Annotated in this window: 17 protein-coding genes; 9 read left to right on the top strand and 8 right to left on the bottom strand. The window is 63.8% G+C overall.

The genetic code is table 11. The features are described 5' to 3' along the window. The first annotated feature begins 110 nt into the window (after window positions 1-110). The 7 genes from waaF to NLX68_RS02735 are packed head-to-tail and all read left to right on the top strand — an operon-like array spanning window position 111 to window position 7071. Window positions 111-1160, top strand: a complete 1050-nt coding sequence (waaF, locus tag NLX68_RS02705) for a lipopolysaccharide heptosyltransferase II (RefSeq protein WP_254282575.1) — start codon at window positions 111-113, stop codon at window positions 1158-1160. Next, window positions 1161-2219, top strand: a complete 1059-nt coding sequence (waaC, locus tag NLX68_RS02710) for a lipopolysaccharide heptosyltransferase I (RefSeq protein WP_254282576.1) — start codon at window positions 1161-1163, stop codon at window positions 2217-2219. Next, complete coding sequence (locus NLX68_RS02715; RefSeq protein ID WP_254282577.1) at window positions 2219-3343, top strand: glycosyltransferase family 4 protein; 1125 nt, start codon at window positions 2219-2221, stop codon at window positions 3341-3343. The genes waaC and NLX68_RS02715 overlap by 1 nt, the downstream gene beginning before the upstream one ends. Continuing rightward, window positions 3340-4146: a lipopolysaccharide core heptose(I) kinase RfaP gene (rfaP, locus tag NLX68_RS02720; RefSeq protein WP_036995030.1), complete on the top strand. Its 807-nt coding sequence runs from the start codon at window positions 3340-3342 to the stop codon at window positions 4144-4146. Before NLX68_RS02715 ends, rfaP begins: the two co-directional genes overlap by 4 nt. After that, on the top strand, window positions 4146-4880 hold the full coding sequence (locus tag NLX68_RS02725; RefSeq protein WP_254282578.1) for a lipopolysaccharide kinase InaA family protein: 735 nt from the start codon (window positions 4146-4148) through the stop codon (window positions 4878-4880). The genes rfaP and NLX68_RS02725 overlap by 1 nt, the downstream gene beginning before the upstream one ends. After that, a complete protein-coding gene (locus NLX68_RS02730) occupies window positions 4877-5629 on the top strand; it encodes a lipopolysaccharide kinase InaA family protein (protein WP_254282579.1) in 753 nt (250 codons plus the stop codon). The genes NLX68_RS02725 and NLX68_RS02730 overlap by 4 nt, the downstream gene beginning before the upstream one ends. Further along, window positions 5629-7071, top strand: a complete 1443-nt coding sequence (locus tag NLX68_RS02735; RefSeq protein WP_254282580.1) for a lipopolysaccharide kinase InaA family protein — start codon at window positions 5629-5631, stop codon at window positions 7069-7071. The genes NLX68_RS02730 and NLX68_RS02735 overlap by 1 nt, the downstream gene beginning before the upstream one ends. 33 nt (window positions 7072-7104) lie before the next feature. Here NLX68_RS02735 and NLX68_RS02740 read toward each other — a convergent pair whose 3' ends face one another. The 7 genes from NLX68_RS02740 to NLX68_RS02770 all read right to left on the bottom strand — a co-directional run bounded on the left by NLX68_RS02740 (window position 7105) and on the right by NLX68_RS02770 (window position 15221). Next, window positions 7105-7278, bottom strand: a complete 174-nt coding sequence (locus NLX68_RS02740; protein WP_254282581.1) for a hypothetical protein — start codon at window positions 7276-7278, stop codon at window positions 7105-7107. Continuing rightward, window positions 7275-8408, bottom strand: a complete 1134-nt coding sequence (locus NLX68_RS02745) for a PepSY domain-containing protein (RefSeq protein WP_254282582.1) — start codon at window positions 8406-8408, stop codon at window positions 7275-7277. The genes NLX68_RS02740 and NLX68_RS02745 overlap by 4 nt, the downstream gene beginning before the upstream one ends. Window positions 8409-8416: 8 nt before the next feature. Next, the gene (locus NLX68_RS02750; RefSeq protein WP_254282583.1) at window positions 8417-10843 is read right to left on the bottom strand and encodes a TonB-dependent siderophore receptor; all 2427 of its coding nucleotides are present in this window, start codon (window positions 10841-10843) and stop codon (window positions 8417-8419) included. Between the two features lie 157 nt (window positions 10844-11000). Next, a complete protein-coding gene (locus tag NLX68_RS02755; protein WP_254282584.1) occupies window positions 11001-11966 on the bottom strand; it encodes a FecR domain-containing protein in 966 nt (321 codons plus the stop codon). Next, entirely contained in the window at window positions 11963-12481 is a 519-nt protein-coding gene (locus NLX68_RS02760) for an RNA polymerase sigma factor (protein WP_254282585.1), read from the bottom strand. Before NLX68_RS02760 ends, NLX68_RS02755 begins: the two co-directional genes overlap by 4 nt. Window positions 12482-12576: 95 nt before the next feature. Continuing rightward, on the bottom strand, window positions 12577-13287 hold the full coding sequence (locus NLX68_RS02765; protein WP_254282586.1) for a PolC-type DNA polymerase III: 711 nt from the start codon (window positions 13285-13287) through the stop codon (window positions 12577-12579). Continuing rightward, on the bottom strand, window positions 13284-15221 hold the full coding sequence (locus NLX68_RS02770) for a DUF294 nucleotidyltransferase-like domain-containing protein (RefSeq protein WP_254282649.1): 1938 nt from the start codon (window positions 15219-15221) through the stop codon (window positions 13284-13286). The genes NLX68_RS02765 and NLX68_RS02770 overlap by 4 nt, the downstream gene beginning before the upstream one ends. 235 nt (window positions 15222-15456) lie before the next feature. Between NLX68_RS02770 and NLX68_RS02775 the strand changes: the two genes are divergently transcribed. Then, window positions 15457-15897, top strand: a complete 441-nt coding sequence (locus tag NLX68_RS02775) for a response regulator (RefSeq protein WP_010221396.1) — start codon at window positions 15457-15459, stop codon at window positions 15895-15897. Window positions 15898-16006: 109 nt separating this feature from the next. On the opposite strand, the gene NLX68_RS02780 is transcribed toward NLX68_RS02775, so the two are convergent. Beyond that, on the bottom strand, window positions 16007-18184 hold the full coding sequence (locus tag NLX68_RS02780; RefSeq protein WP_010221397.1) for a malate synthase G: 2178 nt from the start codon (window positions 18182-18184) through the stop codon (window positions 16007-16009). Window positions 18185-18619: 435 nt separating this feature from the next. Between NLX68_RS02780 and NLX68_RS02785 the strand changes: the two genes are divergently transcribed. Further along, window positions 18620-19138 carry a glycine cleavage system protein R gene (locus tag NLX68_RS02785; RefSeq protein WP_010221398.1) on the top strand — a complete coding sequence of 173 codons (519 nt, stop codon included), beginning with the start codon at window positions 18620-18622 and terminating at the stop codon, window positions 19136-19138. Window positions 19139-19144 lie beyond the last annotated feature (6 nt).

Consider the following 19144-nt stretch of genomic DNA (forward strand, 5'->3'; position numbering starts at 1 on the left):
AGTACAGCCCGAGTGGCGTACACTGGTCGATATATAGCCTGAATATAAAGAGGGGAGGCCAGGCTGTTCGCGAACAGTTTGCAGCCTCCCTGATCGTTTCTGGATAAAGCATGAGAATTTTGATCATTGGCCCCAGCTGGGTGGGCGACATGGTAATGGCGCAGACGTTGTTCCAGTGCCTGAAGCAGCGTCACCCGGAATGTGTGATCGATGTGCTGGCCCCCGAGTGGAGCCGGCCGATCCTTGAGCGCATGCCCGAAGTCCGCCAGGCCTTGAGCTTCCCGCTCGGCCACGGCGCGCTCGAGCTGGCTACGCGCCGGCGTATCGGCAAGTCCCTGGCCGGCCAGTACGACCAGGCGATCCTGTTGCCCAACTCGCTGAAATCGGCGCTGGTGCCGTTCTTTGCCGGCATCCCCAAGCGCACCGGCTGGCGCGGCGAGCTGCGTTTCGGCCTGCTCAACGACGTGCGCAAGCTCGACAAGGCCAAGTACCCGCTGATGATCGAGCGCTTCATGGCCCTGGCCTATCCGGCCGGCGCCGAACTGCCGCAGCCGTACCCGCGCCCGAGCCTGCAGATCCAGGCACAGAGCCGCGACGCCGCCCTGGCCAAGTTCGGCCTGAGCCTGGACCGCCCGGTACTGGCGTTGTGCCCTGGCGCCGAGTTCGGTGAAGCTAAGCGCTGGCCGTCGGAGCATTACGCCAAGGTCGCCGAGAGCAAGATCCGCCAAGGCTGGCAAGTCTGGCTGTTCGGCTCGAAGAACGACCACGCGGTCGGCGAAGCCATTCGTGGACGCTTGATCCCGGGCCTGCGCGAAGAGGCGACCAACCTCAGCGGCGAGACCTCGCTGGCCGAGGCCATCGACCTGCTGTCGTGCAGCGATGCGGTGGTGTCCAACGATTCCGGGCTGATGCACGTGGCTGCGGCGCTGAACCGTCCACTGGTGGCGGTCTACGGCTCGACCTCGCCGGGCTTCACCCCGCCTCTGGCCGATCAGGTCGAGGTGGTGCGCCTGGGTCTGGACTGCAGCCCCTGCTTCGACCGTACCTGCCGCTTCGGCCATTACAACTGCTTGCGTCAGCTGGAGCCGGAAGCCGTGGAAGCTGCGCTGCAGCGCCTGAACGGTCCGAACCTGATCGACGTCATGGCCGAGGTCGAGTAAGTGCGGGTACTGCTGATCAAGACTTCGTCCCTGGGCGATGTGATCCACGCGCTGCCGGCGCTGACCGACGCTGCCCGGGCAATCCCTGGCATCCGCTTCGACTGGGTGGTCGAAGAAGGCTTTGCCGAGATCCCCAGCTGGCACCCGGCGGTGGACAAGATCATCCCGGTGGCCATCCGCCGCTGGCGCAAGAGCCTCTGGCAAACCTTCAAGAGCGGCGAGTGGCGCCAGTTCAAGCAGCGTCTGCGCGAGAGCAAGTACGACCTGGTGATCGACGCCCAGGGCCTGGTCAAATCGGCCTGGCTGACCCGTTACGTCAAGGCGCCGGTGGCCGGCATGGACCGCTATTCGGCCCGTGAAGGGCTGTCGAGCCGTTTCTACGACCGGCGTTTGTCGGTGGAGCGCGGCCAGCATGCGGTGGAGCGGGTGCGCCAGCTGTTCGCCCTGGCGCTGGGCTACAACCTGCCGGCCGGGCTCGGTGATTACGGCCTGGACCTCAATCGCCTGCAGCTGCCGCCAGCGGCGCCGTTCGTGGTGTTCCTGCACGGCACCACCTGGGCGACCAAGCACTGGCCGGAAGCCTACTGGCGCCAGTTGGCCGAACGCCTCGGCCAGCAAGGCCTGCAGGTACGCCTGCCGTGGGGCAACGCGGCCGAGCAGGCGCGGGCCGAGCGCATCGCCAAGGGCCTGAGCAACTGCCAGGTGCTGCCCAAGCTGAACCTGGTCGGAGTCGCCCGCGTATTGGCCGCTGCCAAGGCCTGCATTGCCGTGGATACCGGCCTCGGCCACCTGGCGGCGGCACTGGATGTGCCGACCCTGTCGCTGTTCGGTCCGACCAACCCGGGGCTCACCGGTGCCTATGGCAAATCCCAGGTGCATATCGCCAGCGATTTTGCCTGCGCGCCGTGCCTGCAGAAGAAATGTACCTACAAACCGAGCGCTGATGACCAGCGCCGGTTCGATCTCAAACGCGAGTGGCCACTGTGCTTCACTCGCCTGAATCCCGAGCGTGTGGCGAGCCAATTGCGCGCGTTGCTGCTGGCTGAGGATGTTCGTTGATGCAACTGGCTTTTGTGCTGTACAAGTATTTCCCCTTTGGCGGCCTGCAGCGCGACTTCATGCGCATCGCCCTGGAGTGCCAGCGGCGCGGTCACCAGATCCGCGTCTATACGCTGATCTGGGAAGGTGAGGTGCCGGAGGGCTTCGAAGTGCTGGTGGCGCCGGTCAAGGCGCTGTTCAACCATCGGCGCAACGAGAAGCTCAGCGCCTGGATGGGCGCGGACCTGGCCAAGCGCCCGGTCGATCGCCTGATCGGCTTCAACAAGATGCCCGGGCTGGACGTGTACTACGCCGCCGACGGCTGCTTTGAGGACAAGGCGCAGAACCTGCGCAACTCGCTGTACCGGCGCTGGGGCCGCTACCGGCACTTTGCCGAGTACGAGCGGGCAGTGTTCGCCAAGGATGCCAGGACCGAGATCCTGATGATCTCCGAGGTTCAGCAACCGCTGTTCATCAAGCATTACGACACCCCGATCGAGCGCTTCCACCTGCTGCCACCGGGCATCAGCCAGGATCGCCGGGCACCGGCCAATGCCGCCCAGATCCGTGCCGAGTTCCGCCGCGAATTCGAGCTGAAAGACGATCAGCTGCTGATGGTGCAGATCGGCTCGGGCTTCAAGACCAAGGGCGTCGACCGCAGCCTCAAGGCCCTGGCGGCCTTGCCACCGGCCTTGCGCAAGCGTACGCGGCTGATGGTCATCGGCCAGGACGACCCCAAGGTGTTCCAGCTGCAAAGCGCGACCCTCGGCCTGACCGAGCAGGTGCAGTTCCTCAAGGGCCGCAGCGATATCCCGCGCTTTCTGCTCGGCGCCGACCTGCTGATCCACCCGGCCTACAACGAAAACACCGGCACCGTGCTGCTCGAAGCGCTGGTCGCCGGGCTGCCGGTACTGGTCTCGGCCGTGTGCGGCTATGCCCATTACATTGCCGAAGCCGACAGCGGCCTGGTGCTCGATGAGCCGTTCGAGCAGGAGCAGCTCAACCGCTACCTGCAGCGCATGCTCGAAGACGGCCAGGCACGCGCCGCGTGGGCGCGCAATGGCCTGGCGTTTGCCGACACGGCCGACCTCTACAGCATGCCCGAGCATGCCGCCGACGTGATCCTGGCGCAGGAGCGCGCATGAAACTGATACTGGCTGAGCCGTTCAAGCGCCTGTGGGCCGGGCGCGATGCCTTCGAGGCCGTCGAGGCCTTGCAAGGCGAGGTGTACCGCGAGCTGGAAGGCCGCCGTACCCTGCGCACCGAAGTCGAAGGCCGCGGCTATTTCGTCAAGATCCACCGCGGCATCGGCTGGGGCGAGATCTTCAAGAACCTGTTCACCGCCAAGCTGCCGGTGCTCGGCGCCGGCCAGGAATGGCAGGCGATCCAGCGCCTGCACGAAGTGGGCGTGCCGACCATGACCGCAGTGGCCTATGGTGAGCGTGGTGATAACCCGGCTGCCCAGCATTCGTTTATCGTCACCGAAGAACTGGCGCCGACCGTCAGCCTCGAAGACTTCAGCATCGACTGGGTCAAGCAGCCGCCCGCGCCGCGCCTCAAGCGTGCGCTGATCGCCGAAGTGGCACGCATGACCGGCATGATGCACCGCGCCGGGGTCAACCACCGCGACTGTTACATCTGCCATTTCTTGCTGCACACCGACCGGCCGGTGACGGCCGATGATTTCAAGTTGTCGGTTATCGACCTGCACCGCGCCCAGACCCGGGCGAAAATCTCCCACCGCTGGCGTGACAAGGACCTGGCCGCGCTGTACTTCTCGGCGCTGGACATCGGCCTGACCCGGCGCGACAAGTTGCGCTTCTTGCGTGGTTACTTCCAGCAGCCGCTACGGCAGATCCTCGCCGAGGAAGCCGGGCTGCTGGCCTGGCTGGAAGGCAAGGCGCAGAAGCTCTACGAGCGTAAACAACGGTACGGAGACGCGCTCTGATGGCGGGTTGGAAACTGGAGCCTGCCTACCAGGCCCTGGCGACGGATTTTGGCAGTATCGAAGCGGTGTTCGCCCTCAAGGGCGAGCGCCTGACCCACGACCCGCTGAGCGAAGTGATCCGTGTCGAGCGCGACGGGGTCAACTATTACGTCAAACGCTATACCGGCGCTGGCAAAGGCCTGCGCCGGTATTTGGGGCGCCCGCGGATCAAGGCCGAATGGCAGAACCTCAAGCAGTTCGCCAAGTGGGACATTCCCACCGCCGAAGTGGTCGCCTTTGGCCTTGAGCGTAATGGCCTGGCCTTTGGCCGCGGGGCGATGATCACCCGCGAGCTGCCGCGCACCGAAGACCTCTCGGCGCTGGCCGAGCGCAACGATGCACGCCTGGCCGATCGCGGCTGGGTCGACCACATCAGCCGTCAGCTGGCGCGACACACGCGGATCATGCATGACCACCACTTCACCCATAACGACCTGAAGTGGCGCAACCTGCTGGTGGATGACCAGGCCACGCTATTCTTCATCGACTGCCCGACCGGCGATTTCTGGTGGGGCTTCATGCTGCGTTACCGCATCACCAAAGACCTGGCGTGCCTGGACAAAGTGGCCAAATACCACTTGTCGAACACCCAGCGTCTGCGCTTTTACCTGCAGTACCGCGGGCGCGAACGTCTGAATGAATCGGACAAACGCCGCATTCGCCATGTGGTGACGTTTTTCGAGGGACGCGAATGACTGATTTTCTCTCCAGTGCCGATGTGGCACTGCTTGAGCGCCATGGCCTCAACGGTTTCGATCAGCTGTGGGCGCTGCAGCTCGATGCGGTGGACGAGCCCAACACCGGTCGTGGCGGCTGGAGCAGCGTCTATCGCCTGGAGCTTGAAGGCAAAGGCTATTACCTCAAGCGCCAGAGCGACTACCTGACCCGCACCTTGCACCGACCGTTCGGCGAGCCGACCTTCGCCCGCGAGTTTCGCAATATCAGCCGCTACCAGAAGCTCGGTATCCCCGCCTTGCAGGCGGTGTACTACGGCGAGCGCAAGGTCGCAGGCGAGCGTCGGGCGATCCTCATGACCCGTGCCCTGGATGACTGGAGCGATCTGGACAGCCTGCTGGGGCAGTGGCCACAACTGGACATCGGCGAGCGCCAGGGCATCCTGCGTGCCTGCGGGCAACTGGCGCGTACCCTGCACACTGCCAACCAGGTGCATGGCTGCTTCTATCCCAAGCACATCTTCCTGCGCAACCGCAGCGACAGCTGGCAGGCGCAACTGATCGACCTGGAGAAGACCCGGCCATTGTTGCTGGGCATGCGCGACCGGCTCAAGGATCTTGAGCCGCTGTTGCGCCGGGCACCGATCTGGAGCGAAGCTGAAGTGCGGGTGATGCTCTCGTCTTACCTGGACCAGCCCACCGATAGCCCGCTGGTTGATACCTGGCTGCAGCGCCTGACGCGCCGCCGCCGTGAGAAAGAGGCTCGCTGATGCGTTTGTCTGAACTCAAGGATGCCGGGCGCAGCCCGGACCTGCCCCTGAACATCAACCTGGCCGATGCCGCTGGCAGCGCCGAGCTGCAATTGCTCAGCCTGCTGCGGGTGCTGCCGGGCCAGCGCTATGTTGGCGCCGGGATCTGGCGTGGCAAGCCGGTGTTGGCCAAGTTGCTGGTCGGCAGCAGCGCCGCCCGGCATTTTCAGCGTGAACTGCAAGGTGCGCGGCTGCTGGCCGCCCAGGGCCTGACCACGCCGCTGCTGCTGGCCGATGGTTTGCGCGAAGGCGAGGGCGGTTGGCTGCTGTTCGAGTTTCTCGAAAGCGCCGTGAGCCTGGCCGATGCCTGGGCTGAAGTCGAAGCCCTGCCGCCGCTGGCCGATGAACAGCACCTGGTGCTCGGCGAAGCCCTGACCGCAGTGGCGCACATGCACGCCAAGGGCCTGTGGCAGGACGACCTGCACCTGGACAACCTGCTGCGCCATAACGGCCAGCTGTATTTGATCGATGGCGCCGGGATCAAGGCCGAAACCCTTGGCCAGCCGCTGTCGCGCCAACAGGTGTTGCAGAACCTCGGGGTACTGTTCGCCCAGTTGCCCAAGCGCCTGGAGCCCTTTATCGAAGAGCTGCTGGTGCATTACCTGCTGGCCAACGCCGAGCACGCGCTGCCGCTGGAAGCCCTGCAGAAGCAGATCGACAAGGTGCGCAGCTGGCGCCTGAAGGACTACCTCGACAAGGCCGGGCGCGAGTGCACGCTGTTTAGCGTCGAGCGCGGCACGTCGGGCCTGCGTTCAATTCGTCGCAACGAAGTGGCCGCCATGCTGCCGGTGCTGGAGCAGGCCGATACCCTGATCGACCAGGGCCACCTGTACAAGACCGGCGGCGCCGCCAGCGTGGCCAAGGTCGAGGTCAATGGCCGGCCACTGGTGCTCAAGCGCTACAACATCAAGAACACCGCCCACTGGTTCAAGCGCTTCTGGCGCCCGAGCCGGGCCTGGCATTCGTGGATCGAAGGGCATCGCCTGGAGTTTCTCGGCATTGCCACGCCCAGGCCGCTGGCGGTGCAGGAGCTGCGCTTCATGGGCTTGCGCAGCCGCGCCTATCTGGTTACCGAGTATGCTGATGGCCCGGACCTGTTGGCCTGTTTCGCGCCGTATGTCGAATCCGGCGAGGTGCCCGAGGAGCAACTGCAGGCCTTGCAGCACCTGCTCGCTCAGTTGATCCACGAGCGCATCAGCCACGGCGACATGAAGGGCCACAACCTGTTCTGGCAGGACGGCCAATGGTCGCTGATCGATCTGGATGCCATGTGTCATCACGCTACCCAGATGAGCTTTGCCCAGGCTTTTGCCCGTGATCGGGCGCGGTTGTTGCGCAACTGGCCCGCTGGCAGTGCGCTGTACAAGCGGCTGGATGAGTGCCTGCCGAAGCTGGCGGACTGATAAAACCGCATCGCGGGGCTTGCCCCGCGATTGCTATCTAGCCAAGCCACGCAAGCTGTACAGCGCTGGCAAGCCCAACCCCGCCCAGGCCAGGGCATCCCACCAGCCATCGCCAAGCAAGGCGGCAAACAGCCCCAGCGTGCCCACCAGTGCTATCGCCACTGGCATGCCGAACACGGTCCAGAAACTTGACGACTTGCGCTTCATCGCACCGTCTCCGCTTGCGCCGCAGCAACCGGGGCGCTGGCGCGGCGGCGCACCAGCCACAGGTACACGCCGCTGCCCAGCACAATGATGGTCAGCACATCCAGCAGCGCCCAGAGGATCTGCATCGGCCGGCCGCCGTAGTCACCGAAGTGCAGCGGCTGCGACAGGCCCATGGCGTCCATGTACCAGGGCCTGTCGCCGATGGCGGTGACCTGCAGGTTGCTGGCGTCGATCAGTACCGGGGTCAGCAGGTGTGCAGTCAGGTGGGTACTGCCTTTCATGAACACCGCATAGTGATGCTCGCTGGAAAAGCGCGTGCCGGGGAAGGCGATGAAGTCCGGCTGCATGCCCGGTGCGGCTTGCGCAGCGATATCCAGAACCCGGCTGACCGGTGCCAGCTCGGTCAGTGGCGGCGCATCACGGTAGGGCGCCACCATCGCAGTCAGGCTCTCGTTGCGCCAGGCCGCGATGACCAGGTCCGACAGCGCGCTGATGACCCCGGTGACGCCGACTACCAGCGCCCAGGTCAGGGTGACGATGCCGATCAGGTTGTGCAGGTCGAGCCAGCGCAGGCGCGTGGACTTGTCGTTGCGCACGGTGGCGAACTTCAGCCGGCGCATGAACGGCGCATAGAGCACCACGCCGGAGACGATCGCCACCACGAACAACAGGCCCATGAACGCCAGCAGCAGCTTGCCGGGCAGCCCGGCGAACATGTCCACGTGCAAGCGCAGCATGGTCATCATCAAGCCGCCGTTGGCCGAAGGCATTTCCACCGCTTCACCGCTGCGGGCATCGAGCATGAAGGTGTGCGAAGCATTCGGCTCGGTGCCTGCGGTGGCCGCCATGATTGCGATCACGCCGTTGCTGTCGTCCTCATCCCAGCCGAAGTACTGCATCACCTCGCCCGGGCGATGGGCCTGGGCCTTGTGCACCAGTTCCTGCAAGTCGAGCCTGGGCGTGTCGGCCGGCATCTGCTTGAGCTCGGGGGCATCGCCCAGCAGGTGGTCGATCTCGTGATGGAAGATCAACGGCAAGCCGGTGACCGCCAGCATCAGCAGGAACAGGGTGCAGATCAGGCTGGTCCAGGTGTGGACGAAGGACCAGCGGCGAATGGTTCGGCTGTTCATCCAGGGCCTTAGAACTTGTAGTTGACGCTGGCAACGACGTTGCGCTCGTCACCGTAGTAGCACCAGTAACCGTCGCAGTTGGCCAGGTAGTCCTTGTTGAACAGGTTCTTGGCTTCGACGGCGACGGTCATGCCCTTGAGCGTGCTGACCTTGCGGCCCAGATCGTAGTGCACCGACGCGTCGTAGACGGTGTAGGAGCCGACATAACCGAGATCGGTATTGGTGGTGTTGCCGTAGTTGTCACCGACATAACGCACGCCACCGCCGACGCCGAAGCCGTCGAGCAGGCCGCTGTGCCAGGTGTAGTCGGCCCACAGGGTCGCCTGGTTGCGCGGGATCAGCGCCATGCGGTTGCCTTGCTCGTTGGCCGCACCCTTGAGGATCTCGGTGTCGGTGTAGCTGTAGGAGCCGATCAGCTTGAGGTTTTCGGTCACCTGGCTGGTGGCCTCCAGCTCAAGGCCGCGAACCTGCAACTGGCCAACCTGCTGGGTGATGTTGCCTTCGGTGACTTTCACGTTGTCCTGGCGCAGGTCATACACGGCAGCGGTGTAGAGGTTCTTGCTGCCAACCGGCTGGTACTTGATGCCGACTTCGTATTGGCGGCCTTCGGTCGGTTTGAACGAATCGGTGGAGGCGACGGCGGCGCCGGTAGTCGGCTGGAACGACTCGGTGTAGGAGATGTACGGGGTCACGCCGTTGTCGAACACGTAGCTCAGGCCGACGTTGCCGGTGAAGGCCTTGTCGCGTTCGGTGCTGGTCGCATCGCTCTGATTGTGGAAGGTGGTGCCGGTGTGTACCCAGTCTTCACGCCCGCCCAGGGTCAGGCGCCAGTTGTCGAGGGCGATCTGGTCTTGTACGTAGAAGCCGGTCTGGCGGGTTTTCTGGCCGTAGTCGTACATGGTGAAGTAATCCACCTTGGAAAAGTCCTGGCCGTACGGCGGGTTGATTACATTGCCTGGCGGTACGCTGTAGCTCAGGCCGTAGTCCCAGCGGTAGTTGGTGTTCGAGCGCTGGTGGTCGAGGCCGATCAGCAGGGTATGGCTCAGGGCGCCGGTCTGGAAGTCGGCCTGGAAGTTGTTGTCGACGGCGAACTGGCTGATGTCTTCGTTGACGATGCCGGTCTCGCGAGGAACGGTGCCGTCAGGCTGGATCGTGTCGTTGTTCATGGTCGCGACGTTGATGCCCTGGAACGACAGGTCGCTCTTGGTGTAGCGCAGGTTCTGGCGGAACTGCCAGACATCGTTCAGACGGTGCTCGAAGGCATAGCCCAGGGCGTAGTAGGTGCGATCGTAGAATTCCCAGTCCGGGTCGCCGAGGTTCTTGTGGTGGGAGATGTCGCCGGCCGGCGAGCCCAGCTTGGTGCCCTGCAGCGGCAGGAACTGGCCACTGATACCGGTATCGTCACGGGTGAACTGGGTGATGAAGGTCAGGCTGGTGTCTTCATCCATGTTCCAGGTCAGGCTTGGCGCAAGGTTATAGCGCTTGTCCGGGACATGGTCGGTTGGCGAGTCACTGTCGCGGACGACGCCGCTGATGCGGTAAAGGAACTGGCCGTCGTCATCGATTTTGCCGGTGCTGTCGAAGTTGATCTGGCGATGGTTGTTGCTGCCAACCTGCGCTTCGATCTGGTGGGCGCTTTGCGCCTGCGGGCGGCGGCTGACCATGTCGAGCATGCCGCCGGGTGGGGTCTGGCCGTAAACCGACGATGCCGGGCCGCGCAGCACGGCGATGCGCTCCAGGTTCCATGGCTCGACTTTCGGGTTGGCGAACGAGCCTTTGGGCAACGGCAGACCGTCGAGGAACTGGGTCGGGTCGAAACCGCGTACCCGCAGCCAGTCGGCGCGGGGGTCGGAGGCGTAGCCGCTGCTCTGCACGCCGGCGGTATAGCGCAAGGCGTCGTTGAGGTTGAGGATCTGGCGGTCGTCCAGTTGCTCGCGGGTGATCACGCTCATCGAGCGCGGCACTTCAACGATCGGTGTATCGGTTTTGGTACCGGCTGCGGTGCGGGTGGCGGTGAAGCCGGTGGCCGGGCCCCAGGCGCTTTCGTAGTCGCTGCGGGCGTTGACGCTGGTTTCCGGCAGGGCCAGGGTGCCTTCGGGGGCGGCGATCAGGCTGTAGGTGCCGGCGCTGCTCTGCTGCAGTTGCAGGCCGGTGCCACGCAGGGCCGCTTGCAGGGCACCGACGCCGTCGTACTGGCCGTTGACCGGCGCCGACGTGCGGCCGCGGGCCAGGCTCGGGTCCAGGGTCAGGGCGATGCCGGCCTGGCTGGCGATCTGGTTGAGCGTGGTGGAGAGCGGGGCGGCGGGCAGGTTGTAGCTGCGCAGGCTGGCCGATTGTTCGGCGGCAAACAGCGGGCTGCTCGCCAGAGGTGCTGCCAGGGCAATGGCCACGGCCAGCAGACCGGGACGCAGAACGTTCTCAAAAGCGCGGGACATACAGCGGCTCCTCGACGGAAGTAAGTGCTAACTAGCTTCCTTGCCGAGTGAGTTGGGAAAAGTGTCAGGGGGTAGTGGAAATAATTTCGATTTTTATTTCAGGCTGCTCTCGGGGCAAGCCAGCGCCTGTAGGAGCGGGATTGCCCCGCGATCGGGCTCAGTGCGTATCGCGTTTAGCCACCACCGTCACCCACCACGGTGTACGTTGCTCGATCTGCACCGGCAAGGTCGGCAGCAACGAGGTCAGTGCCAGGTCGGTATTGTTGAGCGGGAAGCTGCCGGTGATGCGCAGGTCGGCTACATCCGCAGCAACCCCCAGATGCCCGCTGCGATAGCGCCCCAGCTCGTCAATCAGATCGGCCAGGCGCACGTTGTCGACCACCAGCATGCCGCGGGTCCAGGCATCGGCACCGGCGGCCAGGCCACCGATGCGGCCCAGGCGGTCGTGACTCATCAGCACTTGTTGGCCTTCCTTGAGGATCTGCTCGTCGCCACTGTCCTGTGGCCGGGCCGCCACCGCCGACTGCAGCACGCTCAGGCGCGTGCCCTGGCCTTCGAGCTTGACCAGAAAGCGCGTACCCAGCGCCCGCATGCGGCCGTCTTCAGTGCTGACCACGAACGGACGATCATCCTTGTGGCCGGTCTCGATGGAGATTTCGCCTTCGTGCAACACAATCAGGCGTTGTTTCTCGTCGAAGCGGATGTCCACTGCCGAATGGGTGTTGAGACTGATCAGGGTGCCGTCGGTCAGGCGCAGGGTGCGCTGCTCGCCAGTGCCGGTGCGCTGGTCGGCCAGCCAGTAGCCCAGCGACTGATGGGCACTGACCCAGCTCAGCAGGCCAACCACCAGCATCAGGCTGGCCAGGCCACCGCCCAGCTTGCGCACCCGCTGGCGCAGACCGGCGCGTGATTGCAACAGGGCCTGGCGCGCAGGGCCGGCGGCGGCACTGAAGCGCTGGTCGAGCATGCCCAGTTGCATCCAGGCGCGGGCGTGCTCTTCGTTGGCGGCATGCCAGCGGGCGAACTCGGCGCGCTCATCGGCGTTGCCAGTGCCCGAGTCCAGGCACAGCTGCCAAGCGATCGCGGCATCCAGCACACGCGCCGAAACCGGCTTGTTGTTCATGTCGGCTCACCGTACAGCGCCACATAACACTGGCGCAGGCCCTGGGCCAGGTACTGGCGTACCCGTGAGACGGACACACCCAGGCGCTCGGCGATCTCGGCATGGCCCAGGCCGTCCAGGCGGTTGTACAGGAAGGCCGCCCGTGCCTTGCTCGACAGCTTGCCGAGCAGGTGGTCGATGGCCTTGAGGTCTTCGAGGATCAGCTGCTGTTGTTCAGGGGAGGGGTGCTCGGCCTCGGGGATCAGCATCAACTCGGCCAGATACGCCTGCTCCAGTGCTGCACGGCGAAAGTGGTCGAACAGCAGGCCTTTGGCGATGGCCAGGAGGAACGCCCGGGGTTCGCGCGGCGCAGGCAATTGCGCGCGCCCGAGCAGGCGCACGAAAGTGTCCTGGCTCAGGTCTTCGGCACGCTCGGCGCAGGCGATGTTGCGCCGCAGCCAGGCGAGCAGCCAACTGCGATGGTCACGGTACAGCGCACCGACCAGCTCAGTGTGTGGGCTTTGCACAGACGACAAGGCGTTCCCCGAAAAGATGCGTTAACTAACGAGAATTATTCGCGATTGTCGCAGAAGCTCCCCATCAGACGCAATTCACACTCATCGGATGATGCTTAAAAGCCATGACTTTGTTGCCGACGCCTGCGCAGCCGCTGCAGTTGCTGGTCAAGCAGCGCCGGGCTGTCCAGTTGCTGGCGCCGGGCCTGGCTGAACAGGATCAGCGCCAGCTCGGCAGTCACCATGGCATCGGCACTGGCGTTATGGCGCTCGGCGGCTTGCAGGCCGAAGTAGGCGGTCCAGTCGTCCAGCCCGGCTTCGCGCAGGGTGACCTGCGGGTTGAGCAGGGGGGCCAGCTCGGCGACATCCAGGAACGGATGCTGCAGGCGACAGCCCAGGTGGTCTTTCAGGGCGCGGCCGAGCATGCGCTGGTCGAAGGGCGCATGAAAGGCCAGCAGCGGGCTGTCGCCGATAAAGTCCATCAGCGCGAGCAGGGCTTCGGCCGGCTCGCAACCTGCAGCGATGGCACTGGGGCCCAGGCCGTGGATCAGCACGCTGGAGGTGAGCTTGTGATCGCGCTGGTTCAGCGTGCGCTCGAACTGCTGACTGAAGTCGATGGCGCCGTCTTCGATCACCACCGCGCCGATCGACAGCACCTGGTCACGGTTGAGATTCAGGCCGCTGGTTTCCAGGTCGAGCACCACCCAGCGCTGCTGGCGCAGGCTGTGTTCGGCCAGTGGTGCCGGGGCCGTCAGTTGCTCCACGCGCTGGCGCAGGTGTTCGTCGAGCCGCGGTTGGCTGGGGCGCAGCCAGGCAAACAGGCTCATAGCTGGTACCGCAGGGCCAGGCTGCTTTGCAGGCGCTGGGCCTGGCGCAGGGACTCGCGCAGGATGCGCCGGTCCAGGTGGTTGAGGCTGTCGGGGTCGACTCGGTTGGAGTACGGCAGGTTTTGCCGGCTCTGCAGTTGATGTTGCTGCATGCGGGTTTGCTGGATGAAGTGGTAGGCCTCCTCATAAGCGGCGCCGTCGAGCGGGTCGATCACTTCCTTGGCCACCAACTGGCGCAGGCGCTCCAGCGTGTTGTTGGCACCGATGCCATTGGCCAGGGCCAGCAGGCGTGCGCCATCGACAAACGGCGTCAGGCCCTGGACCTTGAGGTCGAGGGTGGCGGCTTTGTCATTGCCCTGGCGGGTCAGCACGAACTCACGAAAACGCCCCACCGGCGGCCGCTGACGCCGGGCATTCTCGGCCATCATGCGCTGGAACAGACGGTTGTCGGCCACTTGCTCGAGGATGCTCTGGCGCAGTTGTTCACAGGCCTGTTCATCGCCCCAGACCACTCGCAGGTCGAAGTAGATGCTTGAAGCCAGCAGGTTTTCCGGCGTGGCTTCGCGAATGAAAGCGGCAAAGCGCCGTGCCCATTCCGCGCGGGACAGGCACAGTTCGGGGTTGCCGGCCATGATGTTGCCCTTGCACAGGCTGAAGCCGCACTGCGCCAGGCCCTGGTTGATGTGTTGGGCCAGCGGCAGCAGGCGGCCGCGAATGTCGGCGGCATGGGCGGCATCGCGCGCTTCGAAAATAATGCCGTTGTCCTGGTCGGTGTGCAGGGTCTGTTCGCGGCGCCCTTCACTGCCAAAGCAAAGCCAGCTGAACGGCACGCCCGGGTCACCCTTGTCTTCGATCGCCAGCTCGATGACCCGGCATACGGTATGGTCATTGAGCAGGGTGATGATCTGGGTGATCTGCGTAGACGAAGCACCGTGGGCCAGCATGCGCTCGACCAGTTGGCTGATCTCGCCGCGCAGCGACACCAGGTTTTCGACCCGGCTGGCATGGCGGATGGTGCGTGCCAGATGGACCAGATCGACCCGTTGCAGGGAGAACAGATCGCGCTCGGACACCACACCGCACAAGCGCCGCTCTTCGACCAGGCAGACGTGGGCAATATGCCGCTCGGTCATGGCGATGGCGGCATCGAAGGCGCTGGCCTGCGGGCTCAGGTAGAAAGGTGAGGCGGTCATGTGCCGGCTGATCGGCTGGGTGAAGTCGGCGCTGGCATCGGCCACCACCTGGCGCAGGTCGCGCAGGGTGAAGATACCGATCGGGAAGCGTTGCTCATCGACAATGGCAATGCTGCCGACCTGCTGCTCGTGCATCAGACGTACGGCCTCACGCAGCGGTGTGGCCGGATCGCAGACCACCGGATGACGCATGGCCAGTTCGCCCAGGCGGGTGTTCAGTGAATACTGGTTGCCGAGGGTTTCTACCGCACGGCGCTGGACCTGCTGGTTGACCTGATCGAGCAGGCTGCTGACCCCGCGCAGGGCAAAGTCGCGAAACGCTTCGGACAGGGTGAACAGGCGGATGAACGCGGCCTTGTTCAATTGCAGGCAGAAGGTGTCTTCGCCGGCCAGGTGTTCGGTGCGGGTAGCCCGTTCGCCGAGCAGGGCGGCCAGGGGGAAGCACTCGCCGCTGGTGATCTCGAAAGTGGTTTCGGTGCCGGGGCGGGTGACGTGCTGGCGCTCGCCGATCACCCGGCCTTGCTTAACGATGTAGAAGTGCTCGACCGGACCGTCGCAGGGCTTGATGATACTGTCATTGGCCGCATAGAAGCGCAGTTGGCACTGTTCGACGAGAAACGCCAGGTGGGCGTTCTCCATCTGATTGAACGGTGGAAAGCGTTGCAAAAACTGCATGGTCCCCTGGATGTTCTGCATCACTGCAGTCTTTCCTGCCTGGGCGAAGGCGTCCATTTTGCTCATGAGCATTACCGCGTCTTTGTGTCGAGCTGTGACCATCGACCTTGTTGTTTTCGTTGTTCATGGTCGGTCGCGGGCTGCTCAGTGCCCATTGGACGTAAGTCTATACACCGCTTCAGGGCGTTGAAGTGCTGCGTATTGTGTCAACTACCCGACGAAAGGCAGTTTGCAACTAATCTCAATGCAGTCTGAACTTGATTCAAAGGACATTCAGCAGGTCATTGATGATGAGACAGCCATGTCCGACCACGAAAACATTCTGAGCGAGGCCGAGCGTGAGGCGCTGGCCTCGGTAACGGCGCGGTCGGCGGCGCCGAAGGTATTGATCGTTGATGACAACCGGGTGGCCCGCGAAGCGTTGGCCAGGTACCTGAGTTCCAAGCGGTTCAAATGCCTGACCGCCGACAGCGGCCAGCAGGCACTGGAGTGTCTGGACAAGGAGCGGGGTATTGGCCTGGTGATCACCGACCTGCGCATGGGCACGTTCGGTGGTCTGGAGCTGATTCGACACATACGCGACTCGGAGCGCGCGGCGATGCCGATCATCATTGTGTCAGGGGCTGCGGATGTGAAGGACGCCATCGAGGCGATGCACTTGAGCGTCGTCGACTTTCTGCTCAAGCCGATCGATCTGGACAAGCTGGTGAGGTTGGTGCGCAGGGAACTGGGGATTTCTTAGACAGGTCTGGCCTCATCGCTGGCAAGCCAGCTCCCACAGGGACTGCATTCACCGACCCTGTGGGAGCTGGCTTGCCAGCGATGGGGCTGCAAAGCAGCCCCCGAGGATGTTACAGACCGTTCTTGGCCTTGAACTCACGACGACGACGATGCAGTACCGGCTCGGTATAACCGTTCGGTTGCTTGGTGCCTTCGACGACCAGTTCGACTGCCGCCTGGAAGGCGATGTTGTTGTCGAAGTCCGGTGCCAGCGGGCGGTACAGCGGGTCGTTGGCGTTCTGCTTGTCGACCACCGGCGCCATGCGCTTGAGGCTTTCAAGGATCTGCGCTTCAGTCACCACGCCATGACGCAGCCAGTTGGCCAGCAACTGCGCGGAAATCCGCAGGGTGGCGCGGTCTTCCATCAGGCCGACATCGTTGATGTCCGGCACTTTCGAGCAGCCCACACCCTGGTCGATCCAGCGCACCACATAACCGAGGATGCCCTGGGCATTGTTGTCCAGCTCGTTGCGCTTTTCTTCGTCCGACCAGTTGGTGTCGGTCGCCAGCGGGATGGTCAGGATGTCATCGACCGAAGCCGGTGCACGCTTGGCCAGTTCCGCCTGGCGGGCGAACACGTCAACCTTGTGGTAGTGCAGGGCGTGCAGGGCCGCGGCAGTCGGCGACGGCACCCAGGCGGTGTTGGCACCGGCCAGCGGGTGGGCGATCTTCTGCTCGAGCATGTCGGCCATCAGGTCCGGCATGGCCCACATGCCTTTACCGATCTGGGCGCGGCCTTGCAGGCCGGTGGCCAGGCCGATGTCGACGTTGGAGTTCTCGTAGGCGCCGATCCACTTCTGGGTCTTCATGGCGCCCTTGCGCACGACGGCGCCGGCTTCCATGGAGGTGTGGATCTCGTCACCGGTACGGTCGAGGAAGCCGGTGTTGATGAACACTACGCGCTCGCTGGCAGCTTTGATACAGGCCTTGAGGTTGACCGTGGTGCGGCGCTCCTCATCCATGATGCCGACCTTCAGGGTGTTGCGCTTGAGGCCCAGGGCATCTTCGATACGGCCGAACAGCTCGTTGGTGAACGCGGCTTCTTCCGGGCCATGCATCTTCGGTTTGACGATGTACATGGAGCCGGTGCGGCTGTTCTTGCGGCTGGTGTTGCCGTTGAGGTTGTGGATCGAGGCCAGGCTGGTGACCAGGCCATCGAGGATACCTTCCGGCACTTCGTTGCCGTCTTTGTCGAGAATGGCATCGATGGTCATCAGGTGACCGACGTTACGCACGAACAGCAGCGAACGGCCGTGCAGGCTGAGCGAGCCACCGTTTGGCGCGGTGTATTCGCGGTCCGGGTTCATGGTCCGGGTGAAGGTCTGGCCCGCTTTGCTGACGCTTTCAGCCAGGTCGCCTTTCATCAGGCCCAGCCAGTTGCGGTAGATCACCACCTTGTCGTCGGCGTCGACGGCGGCGACCGAGTCTTCGCAGTCCATGATGGTGGTCAGGGCGGCTTCCATCAGCACGTCCTTGACGCCGGCGGCGTCGGTCTGGCCGACCGGGGTGCTGGCGTCGATCTGGATCTCGAAGTGCAGGCCGTTGTGCTTGAGCAGGATCGCGGTCGGCGCCGAGGCGTCGCCCTGGTAACCGATCAACTGGGCGTCATCGCGCAGGCCGCTGTTGCTGCCACCCTTGAGGGCGACAACCAACTTGGCGCCTTCAATGCGGTAAGCCGTGGAGTCGACATGGGAGCCGGCGGCCAGTGGCGCCGATTCGTCGAGGAAGGCGCGGGCGAAGGCAATCACCTTGTCGCCGCGGACCTTGTTGTAGCCTTTGCCTTTCTCCGCGCCGCCGGCTTCGCTGATGGCGTCAGTGCCATACAGTGCGTCGTACAGCGAACCCCAACGGGCGTTGGAGGCGTTCAGGGCGAAGCGGGCATTCATGACCGGCACTACCAGCTGCGGGCCGGCCATGCGAGCGATTTCGTCATCGACGTTCTGGGTCGAGGCCTGGAAGTCTGCAGCTTCTGGCAGCAGGTAACCGATGTCCTGAAGGAAGGCTTTGTAAGCCACGGCATCGTGAGCCTGGCCTTTGCGCGCCTGGTGCCAGGCGTCGATCTGCGCCTGCAGTGCGTCACGTTTGGCCAGCAGTGCTTTGTTCTTTGGAGCGAGGTCGTTGATGATCTTTTCCGCACCCACCCAGAATTGCTCGGCGCTGACGCCGGTTCCGGGAATGGCTTCGTTGTTCACGAAGTCGAACAGGACTTTGGCGACCTGAAGGCCACCGACTTGAACGTGTTCAGTCATTGCTTGCCTCACTCTGCTCAGCTATTCAGCTCTTCTATTTAAGCCTTGCGCGCTTCTCTAAACACGGCACCAGAACATGCCCTCGCGGGCGGCTGGGTGCGGCCTGCCAGACAGGCTGGCGGGCGTTGGCGTATTTTCACAGGCGCCTTGGCAGACATCGATCCAACGTTTTGTAGTCCGCGCTGCGGCATACTACATGATGCGCTGCGGTTGTGAAAATTAGACTAAATACGTCGTTCTGCGACCAATTGGTCGCATGGGGTCACGCTGGGAGTCGGTATGTTCTCAAAAAACCGGCAGATTGTTCCAGATAAATCTTGAAACAGTACACGATTAGTCATTCGAAGCTCCTGCGGCAGGTTGCCGCGCCTTGCCTATACTTTCTCCGCGCCCTTTGATTTCAGGGGCTGAACGTTAAATGCAGAGGGTTGCCGCGTGGATCATCTCGTATTGACAGTGATCGCCCCCGACAAGGCCGGGCAGGTCGAGCGTATCGCTGAATGCATTGCCGAGCATAACGGTAACTGGTTGGAGAGCCGCATGTCGCGGATGGCCGGGCAATTTGCCGGCATTCTCAAGGTAGCGGTACCGGCCGAGTCCTACGATGAACTGGTCGAGGCGCTACAGGCCTTGGGCAAGCACGATATTCGTGTATTGATCGCCGAAAGCGGTATCGAGCCGTCCTGCACCTGGAAGCCGATCGCCATGGAGCTGGTGGGCAATGACCGCCCGGGTATCGTCCGCGACATCACCCGGCTGCTGGCCGATCAGGGCGTCAACGTCGAGCGCTTGACCACCGAGGTGCGCCCGGCACCGATGAGCAGCGAGCCGCTGTTCCATGCCGATGCCTTGCTGGCGGTGCCGCTGACGCTGTCGCTGGATGTCCTGCAGCACAAACTGGAAGCCTTGGCCGACGACCTGATGGTGGAATTGAACCTGCGCCCAGAGGATTAGTTATCC

This window comes from Pseudomonas sp. SBB6 (genome assembly GCF_024213215.1).
Classification (GTDB): Bacteria; Pseudomonadota; Gammaproteobacteria; order Pseudomonadales; family Pseudomonadaceae; genus Aquipseudomonas; species Aquipseudomonas donghuensis.